The 21,469-nt window shown below is 63.6% G+C and carries 19 protein-coding genes; 8 read left to right on the top strand and 11 right to left on the bottom strand.

What is annotated here, in order from left to right; translation table 11 throughout:
- Nucleotides 1-4: 4 nt before the first annotated feature.
- Nucleotides 5-496: a DUF456 domain-containing protein gene (locus FRAAU_RS13125; protein ID WP_014403998.1), complete on the bottom strand. Its 492-nt coding sequence runs from the start codon at nucleotides 494-496 to the stop codon at nucleotides 5-7.
- A complete protein-coding gene (locus tag FRAAU_RS16640; RefSeq protein WP_014403997.1) occupies nucleotides 493-1,296 on the bottom strand; it encodes an RsiV family protein in 804 nt (267 codons plus the stop codon). The genes FRAAU_RS13125 and FRAAU_RS16640 overlap by 4 nt, the downstream gene beginning before the upstream one ends.
- A gap of 96 nt (nucleotides 1,297-1,392) precedes the next feature.
- Here FRAAU_RS16640 and FRAAU_RS13115 point away from each other — a divergent pair, with 96 nt between their 5' ends.
- Complete coding sequence (locus FRAAU_RS13115; RefSeq protein WP_245546486.1) at nucleotides 1,393-1,989, top strand: RIO1 family regulatory kinase/ATPase domain-containing protein; 597 nt, start codon at nucleotides 1,393-1,395, stop codon at nucleotides 1,987-1,989.
- Between the two features lie 112 nt (nucleotides 1,990-2,101).
- On the opposite strand, the gene FRAAU_RS13110 is transcribed toward FRAAU_RS13115, so the two are convergent.
- The gene (locus FRAAU_RS13110; RefSeq protein ID WP_014403995.1) at nucleotides 2,102-2,878 is read right to left on the bottom strand and encodes a ferredoxin--NADP reductase; all 777 of its coding nucleotides are present in this window, start codon (nucleotides 2,876-2,878) and stop codon (nucleotides 2,102-2,104) included.
- A gap of 297 nt (nucleotides 2,879-3,175) precedes the next feature.
- Here FRAAU_RS13110 and FRAAU_RS17290 point away from each other — a divergent pair, with 297 nt between their 5' ends.
- Entirely contained in the window at nucleotides 3,176-3,340 is a 165-nt protein-coding gene (locus FRAAU_RS17290; RefSeq protein WP_014403994.1) for a hypothetical protein, read from the top strand.
- Nucleotides 3,341-3,580: 240 nt separating this feature from the next.
- Nucleotides 3,581-4,777, top strand: coding sequence for an MFS transporter (locus tag FRAAU_RS13105; RefSeq protein ID WP_014403993.1), 1,197 nt, complete (start codon nucleotides 3,581-3,583; stop codon nucleotides 4,775-4,777).
- Nucleotides 4,778-4,854: 77 nt separating this feature from the next.
- Here the strand turns inward: FRAAU_RS13105 and FRAAU_RS13100 are convergent, their stop codons facing one another.
- Complete coding sequence (locus tag FRAAU_RS13100; RefSeq protein ID WP_014403992.1) at nucleotides 4,855-7,338, bottom strand: acyl-CoA dehydrogenase; 2,484 nt, start codon at nucleotides 7,336-7,338, stop codon at nucleotides 4,855-4,857.
- Between the two features lie 282 nt (nucleotides 7,339-7,620).
- On the opposite strand from FRAAU_RS13100, the gene FRAAU_RS13095 reads away from it, so the two are divergent.
- Nucleotides 7,621-8,199, top strand: coding sequence for a TetR/AcrR family transcriptional regulator (locus tag FRAAU_RS13095; protein WP_014403991.1), 579 nt, complete (start codon nucleotides 7,621-7,623; stop codon nucleotides 8,197-8,199).
- Nucleotides 8,200-8,241: 42 nt separating this feature from the next.
- Here FRAAU_RS13095 and FRAAU_RS16635 read toward each other — a convergent pair whose 3' ends face one another.
- From FRAAU_RS16635 to budA, 6 genes are all read right to left on the bottom strand, one after another.
- Nucleotides 8,242-8,961 (bottom strand): DUF2501 domain-containing protein, encoded by a 720-nt coding sequence (locus FRAAU_RS16635; protein ID WP_014403990.1) that lies wholly within the window; start codon nucleotides 8,959-8,961, stop codon nucleotides 8,242-8,244.
- Between the two features lie 328 nt (nucleotides 8,962-9,289).
- Complete coding sequence (locus FRAAU_RS13085; RefSeq protein ID WP_014403989.1) at nucleotides 9,290-9,883, bottom strand: LutC/YkgG family protein; 594 nt, start codon at nucleotides 9,881-9,883, stop codon at nucleotides 9,290-9,292.
- Nucleotides 9,880-11,265 (bottom strand): lactate utilization protein B, encoded by a 1,386-nt coding sequence (locus FRAAU_RS13080; protein WP_014403988.1) that lies wholly within the window; start codon nucleotides 11,263-11,265, stop codon nucleotides 9,880-9,882. Before FRAAU_RS13080 ends, FRAAU_RS13085 begins: the two co-directional genes overlap by 4 nt.
- Nucleotides 11,262-12,005, bottom strand: a complete 744-nt coding sequence (locus tag FRAAU_RS13075) for a (Fe-S)-binding protein (RefSeq protein ID WP_014403987.1) — start codon at nucleotides 12,003-12,005, stop codon at nucleotides 11,262-11,264. Before FRAAU_RS13075 ends, FRAAU_RS13080 begins: the two co-directional genes overlap by 4 nt.
- Nucleotides 12,006-12,071: 66 nt before the next feature.
- On the bottom strand, nucleotides 12,072-13,745 hold the full coding sequence (alsS, locus tag FRAAU_RS13070; protein ID WP_014403986.1) for an acetolactate synthase AlsS: 1,674 nt from the start codon (nucleotides 13,743-13,745) through the stop codon (nucleotides 12,072-12,074).
- A 47-nt stretch (nucleotides 13,746-13,792) separates the two neighbouring features.
- Nucleotides 13,793-14,581, bottom strand: a complete 789-nt coding sequence (budA, locus tag FRAAU_RS13065; protein WP_014403985.1) for an acetolactate decarboxylase — start codon at nucleotides 14,579-14,581, stop codon at nucleotides 13,793-13,795.
- Between the two features lie 111 nt (nucleotides 14,582-14,692).
- Between budA and FRAAU_RS13060 the strand changes: the two genes are divergently transcribed.
- Nucleotides 14,693-15,607, top strand: a complete 915-nt coding sequence (locus FRAAU_RS13060) for a LysR family transcriptional regulator (RefSeq protein ID WP_014403984.1) — start codon at nucleotides 14,693-14,695, stop codon at nucleotides 15,605-15,607.
- 111 nt (nucleotides 15,608-15,718) lie between these two features.
- Here the strand turns inward: FRAAU_RS13060 and FRAAU_RS13055 are convergent, their stop codons facing one another.
- Nucleotides 15,719-18,043, bottom strand: a complete 2,325-nt coding sequence (locus tag FRAAU_RS13055; RefSeq protein ID WP_245546485.1) for a TonB-dependent receptor plug domain-containing protein — start codon at nucleotides 18,041-18,043, stop codon at nucleotides 15,719-15,721.
- A 4-nt stretch (nucleotides 18,044-18,047) separates the two neighbouring features.
- On the opposite strand from FRAAU_RS13055, the gene FRAAU_RS17755 reads away from it, so the two are divergent.
- From FRAAU_RS17755 to FRAAU_RS13045, 3 genes are all read left to right on the top strand, one after another.
- Nucleotides 18,048-18,233: a hypothetical protein gene (locus FRAAU_RS17755; protein ID WP_245546495.1), complete on the top strand. Its 186-nt coding sequence runs from the start codon at nucleotides 18,048-18,050 to the stop codon at nucleotides 18,231-18,233.
- 362 nt (nucleotides 18,234-18,595) lie between these two features.
- The gene (locus FRAAU_RS13050; protein WP_014403982.1) at nucleotides 18,596-19,810 is read left to right on the top strand and encodes an aspartate transaminase; all 1,215 of its coding nucleotides are present in this window, start codon (nucleotides 18,596-18,598) and stop codon (nucleotides 19,808-19,810) included.
- Nucleotides 19,807-21,381 (top strand): MFS transporter, encoded by a 1,575-nt coding sequence (locus FRAAU_RS13045; RefSeq protein WP_041270587.1) that lies wholly within the window; start codon nucleotides 19,807-19,809, stop codon nucleotides 21,379-21,381. Before FRAAU_RS13050 ends, FRAAU_RS13045 begins: the two co-directional genes overlap by 4 nt.
- The last annotated feature ends 88 nt before the right edge of the window (nucleotides 21,382-21,469 follow it).

The following is a 21,469-nucleotide window of genomic DNA, read 5'->3' as shown; positions in this document are numbered from 1 at the left end:
GGCCTCAGCCGCCGCGGTTCCACAACCAGCCAGCCAGCGCCAGCGCCAGCATGATCAGCGACAGCACCAGCTTGGCCAGCGCGCCCAGCAGCAGTCCGAGCCAGGTGCTGAGACCGACATGGGTGGATCGCAACACGCTGCGGCCGGTGCTGAACTCGCCCAGCAGGGCGCCCAGAAACGGGCCCAGAATCAAGCCGGGCAGCCCGAAGAACAGGCCAGCCACGGTGCCGATACCGGCCCCCCAAAGAGCTTCGGGAGTGGCGCCGATCCGCTTGGCGCCCAGACTGCCGGCGATGAAGTCACACGCGACGCCGACCAGACCGACCAGGGCGATCACCACCAGCCAGGCCACGGGCAGATGATGGTAGTCGTCCAGTACCGCCGCCAGCCAGATGCCGCCGAACAGCATGGGAATGCCGGGCAGGGCCGGTACCACGGTGCCGGCCAGACCACCGATGATCAGCGCGAGGGCGAGGATTGCCAGGGCGATCGTCACGAACGGCCGCCCTGGAAACGATTGCGATACTCCGGCTTCAGCCACCGCGCGAAGACCTGGGGGGAGATGTCCACCTGCTGCGGTCCGGCCACATAGGGGGCGACGGCATAGCTGGGAAACAGGATGCGCAGTGCACGCGCGGGTTTGCCGGCGCTCCCCATGGGCGCGAACAGGTCGAGTGCATGGGGTCCGGGCCGGGTGCCTTGCTCGATCATGGTCGGATCGGAGTCCAGCCGGGTCTGGCCTGCCGGCGCCTGCAGTCGTGCCAGCAACTGGCGGCGCGCTTCCAGACAGATGGCGGCGATGGCCGGTTCCGGCTGGCTGAACATGTCGGCCAGGGCAAACATCCGATGTCGCCGGCTGTCGTAATTCAGGGTCTTGATGAACGGTACCGGATGGGCGCCGCCGGTCCAGCTGTAACCTTTGCCGATCAGGGTGCTGAAGCCGCCTGCGGCAATGACCGGTGTGTATTCAAGATGCAGCTGCCAGGGCCCGCCATGCGGGGGCGGCTGGATGTCGGCGGCAGGCAATGCATGCAGAAAACGGGCGCGCATGTCATCACTCCAGCCGATGGCGGCCTGCCGCAATGGCGACAGGCGGGCGAACACCGGCGGTGTGGCAATGTCCAGCGTGTAGGGGGCCGCCCGGGTACTGCCTGCGGCCAGTACGTTGCCCGGACCGGCCATGGTCAGCAGTGGCAGCAGCAGCCACCGCGTCATGCGCGGGGAGCGTGCGGGCAGGGCGAAGGATGCGCACGCGATGCGGAAGATCGGAGACAATACCGCCATGAATGCATTCATGTGGCTCAGTGTAGCGAGGCGGGCGGAGTGATAGAACCGAGAGCGGCGGAGCCGGTCAGATTGCTGAAGGCCGATGCCTTCGGCCGGATCGAGTTGATGCGCCTCGATGGCAAGCTGGTGATCCGGCGTGACATCGGGGCCGCCCGCTGGTGGCTGCGAGGTCTGGCCCGGCTGGCGGCCGCCCGCGAAGCCAAGGCGTTGCGGCGGCTGGACCGGATCGAGGGCCTCCCGTGCCTGCTGGCCTGGGATGGACGTCACCTGTTCCGCAGTCATGTGCCCGGTCTGCCGATGCAGCAAGGTCGGCCTGTCGATCCTGATTATTACCGGCAGGCTCTGCGGCTGCTGGCCAGGGTGCATGCCGCAGGGGTCGTCCACAATGATCTGGCCAAGGAGCCGAACTGGCTGGTCCAGCCTGACGGTGTGCCCGGACTGGTCGACTTCCAGCTCGCCTCGGTCCGGCCAGACCGTGGTGCCGCTTTCCGGCGCATGGCGCGCGAAGATATCCGGCACCTGCTCAAACACAAGCGCACCTATTGTCCGGAAGCCTTGTCGGCCAGACAGCGGCAGATTCTGGCGACTCCGGCCTGGTATTCACGGTTGTGGCGAATGACGGTCAAGCGGCTCTACAAGCTGGTGGCCAGACGTCTGTTCGGCTATTGGGACAATGAGGGCAAGGGCCGAGTGCGGGACTGAGCGAGGCAGGCCTGCCCGCACGCATGCGGGTCCCATCGCCACATGTAAAAAGGCCCGCTTCCTTCGAAGCGGGCCTTGATGAGGATCCGGGCTGTGCAGCGCGGATGCCGTCTTACTTTTCGACGAAGGCGCGCTCGATCACGTAGTCGCCGGGTTCGCGGGTACGGGGCGAAGCCTGGAAGCCGCGGGCATCGAGGATCTGGCAGACCTCGTCCAGCATGGCCGGGCTGCCGCACATCATCACGCGGTCGGTTTCCGGATTCAGCGACGGCAGGCCGATGGTGTTGGTCATCTGGTCGGTTTCGATCGCGGTGGTGATGCGGCCTTCGTTGCGGAAGGCCTCACGGGTCACGGTCGGGTAGTAGATCAGCTGGTTGCGGACCATTTCACCCAGATACTCGTGCTGCGGCAGCTCGTTTTCCAGGTAGTCGGCATAGGCCAGATCATTGATGTGGCGCACGCCGTGGACCAGCACGATCTTTTCGAACCGCTCGTAGGTTTCCGGATCGCGGATGATGCTGAGGAAGGGCGCCAGACCGGTGCCGGTACCCAGCAGGTAAAGGTTCTTGCCGGGCTTCAGGTCGTTGAGGACCAGGGTGCCGGTCGGCTTGTGGCTGACGATGACTTCGTCGCCGGCCTTCAGGTGCTGCAGTCGCGAGGTCAGCGGGCCGTTCTCGACCTTGATGCTGAAAAACTCGAGATGCTCTTCATAGTTGGCGCTGGCAATGGAGTAGGCGCGCATCAGCGGCTTACCATCGACTTCCAGGCCGATCATGATGAAGTGACCGCTGTCGAAACGCAGACCGGGGCTGCGCGTCGTGCGGAAGCTGAACAAGCTGTCGTTCCAGTGGTGCACGTCCAGGACGCGCTCCTTAGCCATTGCCACCATGGGTTAGTACCGTAGAATCGTCAAAGTCGAATGTATGCCCGCCGCCATCCGTCGCCAAAAGGCGCCAGTCGGCACGGGCCGTGAATTGGGTGCCGCCCGGCCTTCGCGAACGAGGGCGACGGGTGCGTCCTGCCCACTATTATGACACGAGCGAGACAAGCCGGCTTGTGATCGGGCTGTGAGAGGGCGCTGGCCGGTCGTTTCCTGGGGCATCGCTCGCTGCGGCGGGGCCGGCGACGGTCCCGGAGATGATCATCATTGCGGCAAAGTGTCGCTTTGTGCCGGCACCGGAAATCCATGCGTCCAGTTGTCTGTCTCGAGCTGTCACCGGCCGCCGGCCTGCCGGGTGTCGGACCGCTGAAGATGAATGGCCGATGCTCGTATCGTGACCCCTGGGGTGGCAGCGGCAGCGTCGCAATGGTGATCGAGCTGCGGTACGGATGGGCGCGCTCGGCGCCTTGACCGGGGCTTTCGGAAGGCGGCTGCCGGCGTGCCGGGGCCGCGTCATCCGACCGCGATGAAAGGATGCAAAGAAGGCTGGCAAGGCACGCCGGCAAGTGCTTACACTACGCCTGAACGTTCCTGCCGGCACTGCTCAGGTGCCATGACCTTCCATGCCGGAACGCAGTATCAGTCATGCAAGCGAATCACCGCGGATCTTCTGCGGCGGTTCGCTTTCGCTCAGCCCTTTCTGGATCGATCATGTATTTGCCATTGCTTGCATTGGCCATTGCCGCTTTCGGCATTGGCACGACCGAGTTCGTCATCATGGGGCTGTTGCCCGAAGTGGCGGACAATCTTCATATCAGCACCGCCGCAGCCGGTTCGCTGGTGTCGGGCTACGCCATGGGCGTGGCGATCGGGGCGCCGATTCTGGCCATTCTGACCGCGCGCTGGCCGCGGCGCTTCGCCCTGCTGTGTCTGATCACGATGTTTACCATCGGCAACATCCTGTGCGCGCTGGCCCCCAGCTATGACCTGCTCATGGCGGCACGCGTAGCTACCGCTTTCTGTCATGCGGCCTTCTTCGGCATTGCCGCGGTGGTGGCGGCCGATCTGGTGCCGCGCGAGAAGCGGGCTCAGGCCATGTCGCTGGTCTTTACCGGGCTGACTCTGGCCAATGTGCTGGGTGTGCCTTTCGGCACCGCGCTGGGCCAGTGGCATGGCTGGCGTTCGACCTTCTGGGCCGTTTCGCTGATTGGCGTCGTCGCCCTGGTCGCCCTGAATCTGCTGCTGCCGAAGAAGATCAAGTCGGTGGCGGGCGGCAACATTCTGCACGAGTTCATTTCGCTGATGAATCCGCAGGTGCAGCTGGCCCTGCTGATCAGTACCTTGTCTTCGGTCAGCCTGTTCACCGTGTTTACCTACATCGCCTATATCCTGAGGGATGTCACCGGTTTTTCGGCAGGCGCCGAAAGCTGGGTGCTGCTGCTGTTCGGTGGCGGCATCACGGTCGGCGGCCTGGCCGGCGGTCGACTGGCTGACTGGAAGCTGCTGCCGTCGCTGACTGGGCTGATGATCGCTCTGGCCGTGATACTGACCGGTTTTGCCTGGACCTGCCACGACAAGACACTGACCCTGGTCACGCTGGCAGTGTGGGGGATGGCGGCCTTTGCGGTGACGCCGGCGGCGCAGATCCTGGTGCTCGACAAGGCGGTGCGCGCACCGAATCTGGCCTCGACTCTGAACCAGGGCGCCTTCAATGTCGGCAATGCGGTCGGTGCCTGGTTGGGCGGTCTGGTACTGGGGGCCGGCGTATCGCTGGACCATCTGCCTCTGGTCGGGGCGGCTGTCGCGGTATTGGCCCTGCTGGTGGTGATTGCCGCAAGCATCCTTTCGGGCAAGATGAAAGTGCTGGAGCCTCTGGGTCGGCCGGTCGAGCGGCCGCCGGTCCACTGATCAGCGCCTTCCGGCGAGACCGGGACCCAAGAAAAAGACCGCCGGTGCGAACCGGCGGTCTTTTTTTGCAGCAGGCTTCAGGCGGCTTGCTGGTTGTCGTCCTTGTCCTCGATGGCAAGCCGTTCCGGGTGCTGGACGGCAGCCAGTTCGGCGGGGTCGAAGTCATCCACGGCCACGAAGTCGGCGATCCGTTGGTGCAGCGCCTGCAGCAGGCCGGCCTCGGCTTCGCTGAGCACACCGGCCTGACGGGCCTCGTCGATCTGCGCGGCATGATCGTGGCTTCGCAGCTGGCCGGACTTCACGGCCTTGGCGAACTTGCGCTCCAGCGGTTCGGCGGCCATGACATCGGCCAGCAAGGCATCCGCCAGGCCCAGATTGTTGTGCTCGCCTGGTGTCAGATACACCCACTCGGCCAGTCGGGCACGTGCTTCGCCCGGGGTGCAGATCAGCTCGGCCACCTTGCTGCCCAGCTGGTCCGAGGGCAGGGTCTGGCGCTGGCCGAGGGGGAAGATCAGTGCCCGCAGGGTCCAGGCCACGGGGCGCACCGGGAAGTTGCGGATCACGCCATCCAGAGCCTGTTCGATCTGGTACGTCACGTATTGCAGCGACCAGGCCACCAGCGGGCGGTCCGCGGCAGGACGATCAGTATCCTCGTAACGCTTCAGGATCGAGCTGGCGATATACAGATAGCTGAGCACGTCGCCCAGTCGCGCCGAGATCCGTTCCTTGAACTTGAGCTTGCCGCCCAGCACGCCCATCGCGACGTCGGCGCTCAAGGCCAGCGCGGCCGAATAGCGGTTCAACCGGCGATAATAGGAGCGGCTGAAGGCATCGCCGGCCGAGGCTCCGATCCGGGCACAGGTCAGCCCCAGAGTCAGGCTGCGAACGGCATTGGAGATACCGAAGCCGATATGGCCGAACAAGGCGTCATCGAAAGCGCGCAGGCGAGCCTTGGGATCTTCCAGCGCGACGGCGGCCATTTCCTTCAACACGTAAGGATGGCAGCGAATGGCGCCCTGACCGAAGATCATCAGGTTGCGGGTCATGATATTGGCGCCTTCCACCGTGATCGCGATGGGTACGGCCTGCCAGCCGCGACCGGCATAGTTTTTCGGGCCCAGCTGCACGGCCTTGCCGCCATGGACATCCATGCTGTCGCCGGCCACGACGCGCGCCCATTCGGTGGCGTGATATTTGGCAATGGCCGATGGCACGGCCGGGCGTTCGCCACGATCCACTGCCGCCGCCGTTGCACGTGACAAGGCGGCGGTGGCATAGGTCAATCCGCCGATCCGGGCCAGCGCTTCCTCGACACCTTCGAACTTGGCGATCGGCAGGCCGAACTGGCGACGGACCCGGGCATAGGCGCCGGTGCCGACCACGGCACCGCGCATCGCGCCGGTCGCGTTGGACGGCAGTGAAATCGCGCGACCGACCGACAGGCATTCGACCAGCATCCGCCAGCCCTGGCCCGCCATCGCGAGGCCGCCGATCAGGGTGCTGAGGGGTACGAACACGTCCTTGCCGCGCACCGGGCCGTTCTGGAACGGAATATTCAGCGGGAAATGGCGACGACCGATCTCCAGGCCCGGAGTCGAGCGCGGCAGCAGGGCCAGCGTGATGCCGATGTCTTCCTTGTCACCCAGCAAGTGCTCGGGATCGTACATGCGGAAGGCCAGGCCGATCAGGGTGGCGATCGGTGCCAGGGTGATATAGCGCTTGTCGAAGGTCAGGCTGAGACCCAGGGTTTCGACACCGTCGATCTCGCGCTTGCAGACCACGCCGGTGTCGGGGATCGAGGTAGCGTCCGACCCGGCCGTGGGGCCGGTCAGGGCGAAGCAGGGAATTTCCTCGCCGACCGCCAGCCGCGGCAGGTAATGGCTCTTGTCTTCCTCGCTGCCGTAATGCAGAAGCAGTTCGGCTGGCCCCAGCGAGTTGGGCACGGCCACCGTCGAGGCCAGGGTCGGTGACATCGTGGAAAGCTTCTGCAGCACCGCCGAGTGGCCCAGAGCAGAGAAACCCAGACCACCGTAGGTTTTGGGAATGATCATGCCGAAAAAGCGGTTGCGTTTGATGAAATCCCATACCGGTGGCGGCAGATCGGCCAGCTGATGGGTGATTTCCCAGTCACTGACCAGCTTGCCCAGCGCTTCCACGGGGCCATCCAGAAAGGCCTGTTCCTCGGCATTCAGCAGCGGCCGGGGCTGGCCCAGCAGCTTGGACCAGGCCGGCTTGCCGGAAAACAGCTCTCCTTCGAAACCGACCGTGCCTGCATCCAGCGCCACCTGCTCGGTGGCAGAGAGTCTGGGCGTGGCCTTGGCAAAGGCTTTCAGCAGGGGCGCCGATATCCGGCCGCGGCGGAAGTCGACCAGCAGCAGGGGAACGGTGATGAGCAGTTCGATCAGCAGCAGGACCCACATGCCGGCATGCGCGCCGAACAGCCAGCCGGCGACGCAGGTGGTGACCAGCAGGGCCACGGCCCAGGTGCGGAGTGAGCTACGGTGATAGGCGCAGGCGCCGCTGGCGACCAGGGCGGCCAGCACGGTGAGCAGGGCAGGCATGGGCAACACCTCGAATCAAGCTGCAATCGCAGTCATCAGGGGGAAGAGAGATGGAGGACATCGGCGCTTCGCCGCCGCGGGTTCCTTGCGCCCAGGCTCCGCACCAGTCCCTGGCGTGGGTGGGCCCTGCAGTCCATGTGCGCATCGATGCCGATGCCTCCATACGCCGAAGTATGGAGGCGGTTTTCAAGTGCGTCAATACACCGCCGTATGGTGCCGCCACTCGAATGAGGGGGACCGTTCATCGATTGCAATGCCGGGCGGGCGAGCTACTATGCGAAGATGAATGAAACCGTAAAAACCGAGCGGGTGCGCCTCAGTGCCGAAGACTGGGAAGATGCCGCGCTGGAGCTGATCGCCGAGCAAGGCGTGGGCGCGCTGGCGGTCGAGTCTCTGGCGCGCGACCTCGGCGTGACCAAGGGCAGCTTCTATTGGCACTTCCGGACCCGTGAAGCCCTGCTGCAGGCCTCGATCGAGCGCTGGGAGCAATATGTCGAACGTGAGGTGATCAGCCAGATCGGCACCATTGCCGATCCGCGCCTGCGGTTGCCGGAACTGTTCCGCCGGGTGGCCCACGAAGTGCAGCCGCATCGCGTGTACGCGGCCTTGCTGAAAGCGCTGGATCATCCGCTGGTGGTGCCGGTCATGGCACGTATCTCGCAGCGACAGATGGAATTTCTGCGCCAGCTCTATACCGAGGCCGGGCTGGATGCGCAGGCGTCATTGAACCGTGCGCGACTGACCTATGCCGCCTATGTCGGCTTTCTGCAGCTGAATTTCACGCCGGGCCTGCCGCGGGTCAGCCACGAGGATTTCGATGCCTATGTGGAACACATGCTGGCCACGCTGACCCCGGTCTGAGCCGACACCACGGTCGGCAAGGCCGACCGTGGTCGCGAGGGATCACAGCAGCGAGCCGCCTTTCTTCAGCACCGCATCGCAGACCTTGCCGGTCAGCTTTTCCTTCAGCGCACCGGTCTGCTGACCCAGATTGAACTGCTGGCCGTCACTGCCATGCAGAATGCCCTGCAACCCCTGCTGATAGCCGCTGTCCTTCCGGCTGGCAGCACTTTCTCCGCCCAAAGCACCGAGCAGCTTGTTCTTCAGGCCCGCAGCGCCGGATTCGGCACCGAGATACTTGTTCTTGATGCAATAACCCAGCAGACCCGCGACATTGCCACTGCTGGCCGGGCTGATCGCCTTGCCCAGCAGCGAGGTGGCCGAGCCCCCTCCCAGGGCGCCCAGCCCGCTCAGATCCTTGCCGTCGAGCTGTTGTTTGAGACTGTTCAGATCGGTACCTTGCAGCTGCTGCTTGAGCTTGCCCAGATCCTGACTGTCGAGGCGCTGCTTGAAGCTGTTGAGATCCGAGCTGCCCAGTTGCTGCTGCACTTTCTTGAGATCCTCGCTGCTGAGCTGCTGCTTGAGGCTGTTGAGATCGGTGCCGTCGATCCGCTGCCGGATGTTTTCCAGATCCTTGGTGGTGATGTGCTGCTTGAGACTGTTGAGGTCGGTGTTGTCGAGCTGCTGCTTGAGACTGCTCAGGTCCTGGGCACCGGCGGCTGCCGACAAGGCCAGCAGTGTGGCCGGGAGCAGGGCATGGCGGAATGCGCGGAAAGCGGACATGGGACAGGCATCCTTGTTCGTGGAAAGAGGGATCTGTGGGTCTGCGACGCAGACCGGCCTGTCGAAAGGGTACCGCGACGGGACCGATTCGTCCGCCCCCGTCGCCTCCGCCGTTCATCATCCTGTGCTGCCAAGTCGATCACGCGGGTTCCACCGGCACCGTTCAAGACTGGCAACGCGGTGTGAGGCCGGGGCGGTCCGGCCAGGTCCATGGATGGGCCATCACGCCGCGCCCGGAGTCAGGCACGGCGGGTTCTGGCTGGCATGCCCTCGAGGCAGTCCGCGGGAGCATGGGTCCGGACCGGGGCCGAACCGTACGTTGAAGGGCTCAGCGCGGCCTGGCCCAGGGGATCACGGTCAGCGAGCGCACGCCCTGGGCGCCGCGGATCAGCACGCCTTCGATATCGGCAGTGGCCGAGGGGCCGGACATCAGCACGCAGTAACGCGCCTGCCTGAAGTCTTCGCGCTGGTAGGCATGGTGCAGATTGCCCACCAGGTCCTCGGGGTCGAGCAGGGCCACCAGATGCTGGGGCAGATAGCCCAGGGCATTGATCCGGTATTCGGCTTCGCTGATCCACAGCGAGCCGGTTTCGGCCACGCCGAAGCGGGCCCGCACTACGCCGACATCGACCTGGGCCAGCTCGGCCGGCTGGCGGAAAGAGGACAGCTCGTAGTCGGAGGCCACTTCCGGCACCACCGAGCAGAAGCGGGTGCCGTCGGGAAACAGCCGGCGCACAAAAGGGGCCAGTTCCATGATGTCAGGCTCCGGCGCCTGCCAGCGTCCGCCGATCAGTTCCAGCGAGGTCTGGAAGCGCTCCAGGGCCACCGGGTGATATTGATCGAACGTCGGTACCTGCGGATGGCCGGTGGGCGTGCGGCCGGCGGCGCGGATCGAGGCGAGAATGCTGTCGCGGCTGCTCATGCCGAAGTGTCCTGCTTGCGGTTCTTGAGATACCACTGACGGAAGCTTTCCGCCGGCGGCACGGGGTTTTCGCGCTGACGGCCCCAGACATTCAGCGGCAGATAGCTCAGACCGCGCGGCAGCACCTTCAGGGCGATGCCTGCCATATCGCTGGCGGTGCGATAGACCATCGGATGCTGCAGAATGTGGCCGGCCATCTTCATTGCCATGGTCTTGGCATAGGACAGCTGATGCTGTTCGGCAATGATCTGGCGCCAGCGGTAGATCTGCTCGTGGATGTTGATCCGCACCGGACAGACATTGGTGCAGCTGCCGTTGAGGGTGGAGGCGAAGGGCAGGCCGCTGTACTTCTTCAAATCGAAGCTCGGGTCGATGATCGCGCCGATCGGGCCGGAGTAGACCGCGCCGTAGCTGATGCCGCCGCTGCGGCGGTAGACCGGGCAGGTATTCATGCAGGCGCTGCAGCGGATACATTTCAGCGAATACCAGAAATCATCCATGGCCAGCCGTGCGCTGCGACCGTTGTCGACCAGAATGAAATGCATTTCGCCGCCTTCGCGAGGGGCGCGGAAGTGCGAGGTATATTGGGTGATCGGCGAACCCAGCGCGCTGCGCGAGAGCAACCGCACGAAGACGCCCAGGTCCTCCTGGCGGGGAATCAGCTTTTCGATGCCGATCGAGGCGATATGCAGCGGAGGCACATTGGCGGACAGATCGGCATTGCCTTCGTTGGTGCAGACCACCACCGCGCCGGTCTCGGCCACCGCAAAATTGCAGCCTGTCATGCCGGCGCCGGCGCCGAGAATGATGGGCCGGGTGGTTTCGCGCTGCTGTTCGGCCAGATAATAGGGGTCGGCATTGGCCGGGTCGGTACCCAGCTTGTCGGCGAAAACCTTGGCCACATCGCGTGACAGCTTGTGAACGGCCGGCACCACCACGTGGCTGGGCATTTCGTCATCGAGCTGCTGGATGCGCTCGCCCAGATCGGTCTCCACCACCGCGATGCCACGGGCTTCGAGATACGGACGCATCTCGCATTCCTCGGTCAGCATCGACTTGCTCTTGACCAGGCTGGTGACGCCGCGCTGACTCAGGATTTCATGGACGATCCGGTTGTGCTCTTCGCCGTCGCGGGCCCAGTGCACCTTGACCCCGTTGGCGGTGGCATTGCGCTCGAACATCTCCAGGTAATGATCGAGCTGACCCAGGGTATGTTCCTTGATCTGCGAGGCCAGCGTCCGCAGCTCCTGCCATTCGGGGATGGCGCGCATCTGGGCATCGCGGCCCTGGCGCAGATCCCACAGCCGGCGGTCATGGAAGCTGACATGGTCTTCCGAGGCCAGAAATTTCTTCGATCCGGCGACGTGATCGACGGCCTTCATGCGGCGGCTCCATTCAGGATCTGGGCGATATGGATGAACTTCAGGTCCAGGCCCAGACGCCGGGCACAGCCTTGCTGGTGCATCAGACAGGATGAGTCGGCCGAGACGATATATTCGGCGCCGGCCTGCTTGTGGTCGCGGACCTTGTCATAGCCCATGCGTGCCGATACCGGTTCCTCGCCCACCGAGAAGGTGCCGCCGAAGCCGCAGCATTCATCGGGGCGCGCGGGCATCACGAACTCGATGTCCCTGACCATGTTCAGCAGGTCCATCGGTTTGGAAAAGAAGGGCTCGTCGATTTCCGACATGGAGGCGGTACGCAGCGCGCGCAGGGTCCCGCAGCTGTTGTGCAGGCCGACCTTGTGCGGGAAGCGGGCCCAGGGCAGCGCCTTGACCTTGAGCACGTCGTGCAGAAATTCCACCAGCTCCATGGTCCGGGTACGGACCTGTCGGACCGTGTCGGTCTGTTCGATCGCGGTGAGATGGTCGCGGATGTGGTGGGTGCAGCTGCCGGACGGGGTGACGATGTACTCGTAGCCGGCGAAGTTGTCGACAAACAACTGCTCGGTGGCGGCGGCATCTTTTTCGCAACCGCTGTTGGCCATCGGCTGGCCGCAGCAGGTCTGTTGCAGGGGATAGTCGACTTCGCAGCCGAGTTTTTCCAGCAGTTCCAGGGTGGCGATGCCGGCCTCGGGGAAAAACGCGTCCACGAAACAGGGGACGAACAAGGCAACTTTCATGGAGTGGGGCTCATCTAGGCTAGGCTGCGGAAGGCCGTCGGCGACGACCTTCCGTCCATGGCAGGGTCAGACCATCTGGCCCATGCGCAGATCGGCCATCAACTTCGGATTGTCCGCGTAATCGACGGGGATCGCCACCACGCTGGGGCCGTGGTGGTCCATGGCGGCACGCAGGGTGGCGCGCAGCTGGTCGGCGGCGTGCACGGCAAAGCCTTTGGCACCCATGGCATCGGCATAGGCCTTGAAGTCGATCGGCCCGAACTGCACGCCCGAGGGACGGCCATACTTCTTGTCTTCCTGGATCATCACCATGTTGTAGCAGTTGTCGATCCAGATCACATGCATGATGTTGCAGCCAAGTCGCACCGCGGTCTCCAGCTCCATACTGGACTGCATAAAGCTGCCGTCGCCCGAGACCGAGATGATCTTGTCGGTCGGTCGCACCAGCGAGGCGGCAATCGCCCAGGGCAGGGCCACGCCCATGGTCTGCTGGCCATTGGTGATCAGCAGCTGACGCGCGCGGAAGCTGTTCAGATAACGGGCGATCCAGATATGGAAGCTGCCCATGTCCACGCACATGGTGACATCGGGGCCGGCCAGTGCCTGCAGTTCGCTGACGATCTTCAGCGGGTGCAACGGGCTGCCGCCCAATTGCGGTGCATGGGTGGCCAGATGCTTGCGGTCTTCGGCCAGGGTGCTCAGGACCTGGGCGGCTTCCGGCGTCAGTACCTTGGGCTTCAGCTGACCGGCGAGCGCCTCCAGATTCAAGGCGATATCGCCCAGCAGTTCCACGTCAGGGTTGTAGCAGTTGTCGATCTCGGCCTCGATCACATCCAGGTGGATGATCTTGCGGCTGGCATCGGCATTCCACTTCGGCGGCTCGTATTCCACCGGGCCATAGCCGATGGTCACCACCAGGTCGGCCTTCTTCAGCAGGGCATCGCCGGCCTGGTTCGACCACAGGCCGATGCGTCCGGCAAACAGCTCGAAATTCGGCTGATCGACGGCACCCGCCGCCTGAAAGGTACCGACCACCGGCAGCGGGCATTGCGCCAGCAGCTTGCGCAGGGCGTTGGAATTGGCCTCCTGACTGGCCTGCAGGCCCAGCAGCAGCACCGGCTGGCGAGCACTGTTGATCAGTTCGGCGGCTTCGCGGACAGCGTCCGGCGGAGCGACGCCGTTTTGCGGCGTGCGACCGCCGGCCAGCACCCGCCCTTGAGCCGGGGCATTCATCAGATCGTTCGGCAAGGCCACGAAGGCACCGCCGGGACGGCCGCTTTCGGCAGCCCGCAAGGCATTGGCGATGGTCTCGGAGACCGCCGAGGCGGCTGTGATTTCGGCACTGTATTTGGTCACCGGCTTGAACAGCGAGACGGTGTCCAGGGTCTGGTGGACCTGCTTCAGACGTTCGGCCAACGGCACCACGCCACCCAGGGCCAGCATCGGATCGCCTTCGCTGGTGGCGGTGGCCAGGCCGGTGGGCAGGTTGGAGCAGCCGGGGCCCGAGGTCACCAGCGCGACACCGGCCTTGCCGGTCAGGCGACCGACAGCACCGGCCATAAAGGCGGCATTGGCCTCGTGGCGGGCGACGATGGTCTGGATCGAGGAGTCTTCCAGCGAATCGAAGACCCGGTCGACCTTGGCGCCGGGAATACCGAACACCCAGCGCACGCCATGGGCTTCCAGATTGCGCACGACCAGTTCTGCGCCGCAGGCGGGCGCCTTGTTGTTATCAGACATAAGTGGCTCACAGCAGAAAGGGAGGAGGCCCGTAGCCGGGCCGGGGATCAGGCCTCGGCCTGGCGGATGGCCGCATCCAGGTCGGCCGGAAAGAGATCGGCGCTCAGGAAATCCTGGTTCTGCGGCAGCTCGATCTTGAGCTTGCTGACCAGACCCAGCTGCAGGCGCCCGCGCTTGAGCCGGTACTCCAGCACATGGCCGCCGCCATCGCGCTGATCGGTGATGTAATGGATGTGGTAGCCGGCGACATTGACGCCTTGCACATACGGCGGGCTGCGAAAGCCGATCAGGGTGCCGCGGGTTTCGTTGAAATCGAAGGTAGGCTGTTCGGCGATGGCCTCCAGCATCGGCTTGTACGGCCGTTCCTGACGCGGCACGGTACGAGTCCGCACCCTTTCGAACTCGCCGTCGACGCGGATCGCGCAGAACAGGTTGGCCGAGGGCGCGAGCCGATTGATCAGGGCCTCGACTTCTTCACCGCTCATGGGCTGCTCAAGCGGCAGATCCACTGATGGCTTGAACCAGGTCACCACCGCAAAAGGGGTTTTCTGTTCGGGGCGGGTCGGAGTCGCGCTGCCGTCAGCGCGCAGCTGGTGCGAATGCTGGTCAAAGGCGATCAGTTCGCCATCCAGATCATTGAAGGTGCCCAGACCGAAATCACCATGCGTGAACAATTCTCCCAAGGTGGTGTCGCCCTCGTAGACACCGGCGATCAGACCGCTCATCAGCGAGGTCTGGTAGATCTCGCCATCACCGATCGGCAACGGCAGGGTACCGTTTCTGGCCAGATAGCTGGCAGCGATATGCTCGGCACATCCGCAGCTTGCAGCAGTCATCTTCATCTCCCTCAAGGACTGTGGAGCCGGACTCCACTACGGCTTAAAGGATGGAATCGAAGTGGTCATTAGTCCAATATATAGACCATGCAATGTTGAGACGAATTTCATATGGAGTTGAGGCAGCTACGCTATTTCATCGCGGTCGCCGATGCCTTGCATTTCACCAAGGCGGCTGAACAACTGGGCATGGCCCAGCCGCCGCTGAGTCAGCAGATCCGCAAACTGGAACGGGAAGTGGGTGCTCCGCTGTTTCATCGGCTCAGTCGCGGCATCGAGCTGACCGAGGCCGGTCGGCGTCTGCGCGAAGATGCGCAACAGGTATTGGATGCCGCCGAGCAGGCCTTGAGCCATGCCCAGAGCGCCGCGCGCGGGATCAGTGGCCGGATCCGTCTGGGATTTGCCACCTCGGCGGTGTTTCATGCCCAGATCGCGATGACGTTGCGGGATTACCGTTCGCGATACCCGCAGGTGGAGCTGGCGCCGCATGAAAGCGATTCGCCCTCGCTGGTGGAGGCGGTGCATGAGGGCCGGCTGGATGCGGCCTTTCTGCGCCTGCCGGTGGATACCGGCGAGCTGCAGCTGGAGAAGATGGTGGATGAACCGATGCGGGTCGTGCTGCCGGTCGGCCACCGGTTGGCGGGCTGTGCGGAAATCGATCTGGCCGAGCTGGCGGGCGAGCCCTTGATCCTCTCGCCGCGCTGGACCGGACCGGCCCTGTACGACGCGATTCTCGACACTTTCCGCCAGGCCGGCATCGAGCCGCTGCTGGGCCAGGAATCGCCGCAGGTGCCTACCTGCGCCAATATGGTGGCCGGCGGTTTCGGCATCAGCCTGGTCCCCGAGTCGATCTGCCAGGTCCGCAGCGAAGGCGTCAGCTATCACGCGATCAAGGGCATCTCGCCGCAGCTGGGCATCGCTCTGGCCACCCGCCGCAATCCGCTGGCGCCGACCCTGCGCAATCTGATCCTGCGGGTCAGAGCCGAGCGTCAGCGTCATGAAGCCGCCGGTCTGGTCATTGACTGAGCTGGAGTCGACGGGCGGGCGAGGCCTGACCCAGGGGGCTGTCCGGCAAGTGTGTCCTTCATTCAAAAAAAACGCCCGACGTAGCGGGCGCGGGGAAAGTGACAATTGCGGTTACCAGTGCAGGGTGACGTTGCCGAAGACATAGCGTCCGTTGTAACCGAAGGGCGACAGCGGGGAGTACGGCAGTTCACCGTAGTAGTAGTCGTAGGTATTGTTTTTGGTCACCCTGGATGGGTATTGGTTGGTGAGATTGTTGGCCCCGACAGTGAAGGTCCAGTTGTGATAGGTGTAATTGATGGTGGTATCGAGCAGCCAGCGTGCGGCAAAGGTCTGGTCTCCAGCGGCGGTATTGCCCACACGCATGACCGAGCCATAGCGCGTCTCTCCGGCATAGAAGCTCCAGTTGCCGACCATCCAGGTGCCGCCGAGCACAAATTTGGTACGAGGCGTGGATTTGGTCAGCAGGCCTTCGCTGGCACGCCCGTACAAGGCTAGGGTCGGAGCATATTCCCGCAGAATGGCGGGCGTGGCGGCGACCGATTGCAGTGATACCTGATTGTAGTTGGCGCTGGCGTTCAGGCGCAGCGTGCCGGCATTGCCCATCGCGATGTAATAGCTTGTCACCATATCTACGCCGCGGGTGCGGGTGGTGGCGGCATTGGTGAAATACTGTGCCGCGCTGACCTGAGTGGCCGATATTCCAGAAATATAGGCGGCCAGCTCAGGATTGGAGGTCAGCGAGAAACTGTCGCTGAGAAGATCCTGGTGGGCGATTCTGATCTGGTAGCCATCGACGCTGACATCCAGATTGTCCAGCGGTTGCCAGACGGCGCCGAGGCTGTAGTTGACGGATTTTTCCGGACGCAGTGACCGGGCTCCCAATGCCTGGGCAACGGAGTTGCTGGTACGGAAGGTGCCGGTCTGGGTCAGGGTATTGTTGTTGATGATGGTGGCAATGGTTTCGTAGTACTGCTGGCCCAGCGAGGGGGCCCGGAAACCGTTGGACACGGTGCCCCGCAGGGCCAGCGTGTCGGTGAGCTGGTAACGCAGAGAGACCTTGCCCGATCGGGTGGCGCCGGCATCACTGTAGTGTTCGTAGCGCGCCGCAACACCTGCTGACAAGCGGTCAGTCAGATCGGTTTCCAGGTCGGCATAGACGGCCTGGCTATGGCGACTGAAGTTGCCGGCTTCAGCCGGCGTGATGCCGGAGAAGGTCTGTGCACCGCCGGCATAAGTGCCATTGGGATCCTGATAATAAGAGGCGGCATCGCCCGCCTTCATCTGATATTGGTCCTTCATCCAGGAGGCACCGAAGGCGACAGTGACCGGGTTGGGCAAAAAGCCCCAGTCGGTGTCTTTGCTCACATCCAGATTGAATACGCTCTGGGCATCACGGAACGAACCGACGTAGAAATTCCTGGGCGAGCTGCCGGTGTTCTCGTACAGGGCGACATTCAGCGTGTTGTCGACTTGGTTATTGACGTTGTTGTATCCGTAGGTTCCGGAAAAGTCCCAGTGCCAGCCGTCACCGATCAGCCCTCGGCCGCCAAGCACGGCCGAGAAATCGCTGGATTGGCTCAGCATCAGGGGCAGGTAGCCATTCGGATACATGGCCTTGACGTTGTTGCTGGAGTTGGCGGTACGGTAATAGCCGTAGTTGCGCTGATCGCGCTGACTGGCATCGATATAGCCATACAGTTCAAAGGCCGGGTTGAAGGCGTAGGCAAAATTGATGACGGTCTGGAAATTCTTCTGCCCGGCATTGCCGTAGACCTGAGTGGCATAGCCGCCGTTGGCCTTGACGACAGAGGCCTGGTTCTGCTCGCCGAATTCGGCATGATTGGTAGGCATGGCATTGAGATAGTTCCATGAAACACGAAGCCATCCCTTCTTCTGTGCGCCCAGATCAAAGCCTACCGAGCCCGAGATGCTGTTCTGTGCACCGCCACCCTTGGTATAGCCGGCGCCACCGGCGGTGACACTGTTGTCGCCTTTTCTGGCACCGTGTTTCAACACGATATTCACTACACCGGCAATGGCATCCGAGCCGTACTGGGCAGCCGCACCGTCGCGAAGGACTTCGATATGGTCGATGGCGGCAATCGGAATGGAGGCCGTATCCACCGGTTGTGAACCGCGACTGGAGGTAGTGCTGTAATTCAGCTGCGATGAAGGGTGATAGCGCTTGCCATCGACCAGCACCAGTACATAGTTGGGTGACATGCCACGCAGGATGACTGGCCGTGTCGTATTCAATGGACCGTTGATGGCAGAGGAAGGAAAGTCGAGTGAAGGCAGCAGCTGACTGAGCGCCTGTCCCACGGTATTGGCACCGGTGGCCTGCAGATCCTTGGATCCCAGCACATCGATCGGCGACAGGGATTCCGATTCGGTCCGACCCGAACTGCGGGTGCCCGTGACGATCACGGCCTGCATTTGCTTGGACGAACTCTTGCTCGGTGCTTTTTTCGACGCAGGCTGCCCTGCGGACGTGGCCGTCCCGTCGTCCATGGCCCAGCCCGAGGCCGAAGCGAACGAGGCAGCGATGGCTATCGGCAAGATCATTGCCCGACTGTATCGTTTGGATTTCATGCTACTGCCCCCCTCTTGGCAGCATCTGGCCTGACGCCAAGGTCGGCCAGGAATCTGGTCGCGTCTCAATCAGTCGCGTTTCAATCAACGGTGTCTTGCGATGCCGGCCGGTCATGCCGGATCGATGCCAAGCCTGCCGGCGACCCCCTTCGTCACCGTGCTGCTCTGCATCATCTTTAGCGGAGTCCCGAACGGACTTCCAAGACGGAATGATTAGGTGGCAATAAGTTTGGCTTATGACCTGTCGCCCTACTTGCGGGGCACAGAGCCTGGTGCTTCGGCGGGAAGGTGCCGTCTCATAAGCCGGAGTTATGGCAGCAGATGAAAGTTGTCTTGGCCGGCAGCTTGGTCGCGGTCCTAACGTGAAGCATTCCATGCCCGCCCGGGAGTTGCTCCGTGTCTTTGCGTCTGGCTGCCCGCGTGCAGCGTATCAAGCCTTCTCCCAGCAGCGCGGCGGCCGATCGTGCCGCCGCCTTGCGTCGTGAAGGACGTTCGATCATCGGTCTGGTGGTTGGTGAACCCGATCTGGACATGCCGGGCCATATTGTCGAGGCCATCGTCGAGGCGGCAAGGCAGGGACAGACCCGATACACCCAGAATGCCGGCACGCCCGAATTGCGGGCGGCGATCAGCGCCAAATTGCAGAGGGAGAACGGGCTGGACTACGCGGCCGACCAGATCCTGGTCACCCCGGGTGCCAAAAGCGCGATCTTCAATGCCTTGCTGGCGACCCTGGGCGAGGGTGACGAGGTGCTGGTACCTGCACCGTATTGGGTATCGTATCCCGATATGGTTCTGGCCTGCGATGGCACGCCTGTGACGGTGATCGGTCATGAAAGTGACGGATTCAAGTTGCGCCCGGAAGCGCTGGCGCAGGCGATTACGCCGCGAACGCGCTGGCTGATCCTGAATTCGCCTTCCAATCCCACCGGTGCGGTCTATAGCGAGGCCGAGTGGAAGGACTTGCTGGAGGTGCTGCAGGCGCATCCGCAGGTTTGGCTGATGACCGACGAGATCTACGAACATATCTGCTTTGCCGGGCACAAGCCCCGGCATCCCCTGGTGCTGGAGCCTGGACTGAAGGAACGGACGCTGATCGTCAACGGGGTGTCCAAGACCTACGCCATGACCGGCCTTCGACTGGGCTATGCCGCCGGACCGCCGGCTTTGATCCAGGCGATGGCGGCGTTGCAGTCGCAGTCGACCAGCAATGCCTGTTCCTTGAGTCAGGCCGGCGCCGTGGCGGCCTTGAATGGCGATCAGTCCTTTGTCGTTCGCAACGCGGAGCTGTATCGGTGTCGTCGGGATGAGGTGGTGGGGCGAATCAATGCCATCGATGGTCTCCGTTGCGAACTTCCGGACGGGGCTTTCTACGTCTATGTGAACTGTGCCGGGCTGCTGGGCCGGCAGACGCCCAAGGGTCAGATCCTTGGCAATGACGACGATGTCGTGATGTATCTGCTCGAGCAGGTCGGCGTGGCGGTCATCGCCGGGCATGCCTATGGGCTGTCGCCCTATTTCCGACTCTCCACCGCCGCTTCGCTGGAGACCCTGATCGAAGGCTGCGTGCGTATGGCCACCGCGGTATCGTTGCTGCGCACTCCGGCTTGAACACCCCGGAGATGGCGGTCGCCCCGGCGGGAGGCTTCCGCAGGTCCTTGCTGGCGATGTCAGGGCTTGCGCTGGTTCTGATGCTGTCGGCGCTGGATCAGACCGTGGTCGGTACGGCGTTGCCGCGCATCGCCGAAGAGCTGCATGGCTTCGATCGCTATACCTGGGTGGCCACCAGTTACCTGCTGGCCTCGGTGATCAGCCTGCCGATTGCCGGCAGGCTGGGCGACCATCACGGACGCAAGCCCTTCGTGCTCGCGGCGACGATCATTTTCGTGCTGGCCTCCCTGGGGTGTGGCGCTGCCGCCACCATGGACCAACTGATCGTGGCGCGAGGTTGCCAGGGGATCGGCGGCGGCATGTTGATCGGTACCGCCTTCGCCTGCATTCCCGAGCTGTTTCCCGACACGCGGCAGCGATTGCGCTGGCAGATGCTGTTAAGCATGGCCTTCAGCATTGTCAATGCCACGGGACCGATGCTGGGTGGCATGCTGACTCAGGATGTCAGCTGGCGGTGGGTGTTCTATATCAATCTGCCGTTGGGACTGCTGGCACTGATCCTGGTTTATCGCCATCTGCCCTGGTTGCGGCCGATGAGTGGCTCCCAGACCCGGTTTGATTGGCGGGGCGCGGCATGGCTTGCCGTGCTGCTGGGGGCCGGGCAGGCCGCCGTGCAATGGCATGCCCACCCCGTATGGCCGGCACTGGCGGCAGGGCTGGCGCTGGTGAGGCTGTTGCGTGAGCAGCCGCGAACCCGGCATCCTCTGTTGCCGCCGGTCATGTTTGCCGATCCTGGGCTGCGCGGTTTGTTCGGGCTCTCGTTGCTGGCCGGCGCGATCATGTTCTCCCTGCTGTTCTATCTGCCGCTGCTGTTTCAGGCCGGTTATGGCTACAGCCCCCGCACCGCCGGATGGCTGATCACCCCGCTGGTGCTGTGCATCACCCTCGGTGCGATCTTCAATGGTCGTATCGTGGCCCGGCTGGAAGATCCGCGCCGGCTGCCGCTGACGGGGTTCGTGTTGCTGATGCTGGCCTGTGTCGGCATCGCCGTCAGCGGTCGGGGGGCTGGACCGGGCCTTCTGCTGAGCTTGACCTTCGCGGCGGGTCTGGGGCTGGGGCTGATCCTGATGAATCTCACCTTGTTTACCCAGGCCCGGGCCCACCGCGAGCATCTGGGGATTGCCACCGCGGTCTGTCAGGGCCTGCGGCTGGTCGGCGGCATGCTGGGGGCGGCGCTGGCCGAGCGGGTGGTCAACGGCGTCTATCCGCAGGCCCTGGCGCGACAGCTGGCGGCGATGCATCTGCCGACCATGGCCTCGGCGTGGTCCAGTCCTGGCAGCGTCTTGCGGATGCCGATGCGAGCCGGTGTCGCTGCGCCGGAGCCTATGCCATGGATCCAGGCCTGGCAGGCGGCCCGCCACAGTCTGATCCAGTCGGTGGATGTCGTCTGCCTGCTGCTGGGCCTGCTGGCACTGGCAGCATTGATCTGGTTGATGCGCCTGCCGCGCATCAGCCTGCAGCCGCCGCTGTCATCGTCCGGCCAACCGGCGGAAATATCCAGTCCCGATTGAGGGTAAGATCGAGGCGGGGGGATCCTGGGGATCCATCGGCGCATGGCCTGAACGTCGGGGCATGCATCCACTGATGCTCGGGAAGCTG

The organism is Frateuria aurantia DSM 6220 (assembly GCF_000242255.2).
In the GTDB taxonomy this organism is placed as follows: domain Bacteria; phylum Pseudomonadota; class Gammaproteobacteria; order Xanthomonadales; family Rhodanobacteraceae; genus Frateuria; species Frateuria aurantia.
The sequence above is the reverse complement of the archived record's forward strand: the minus strand, read 5'-3'. Positions and strand labels throughout refer to the sequence as shown.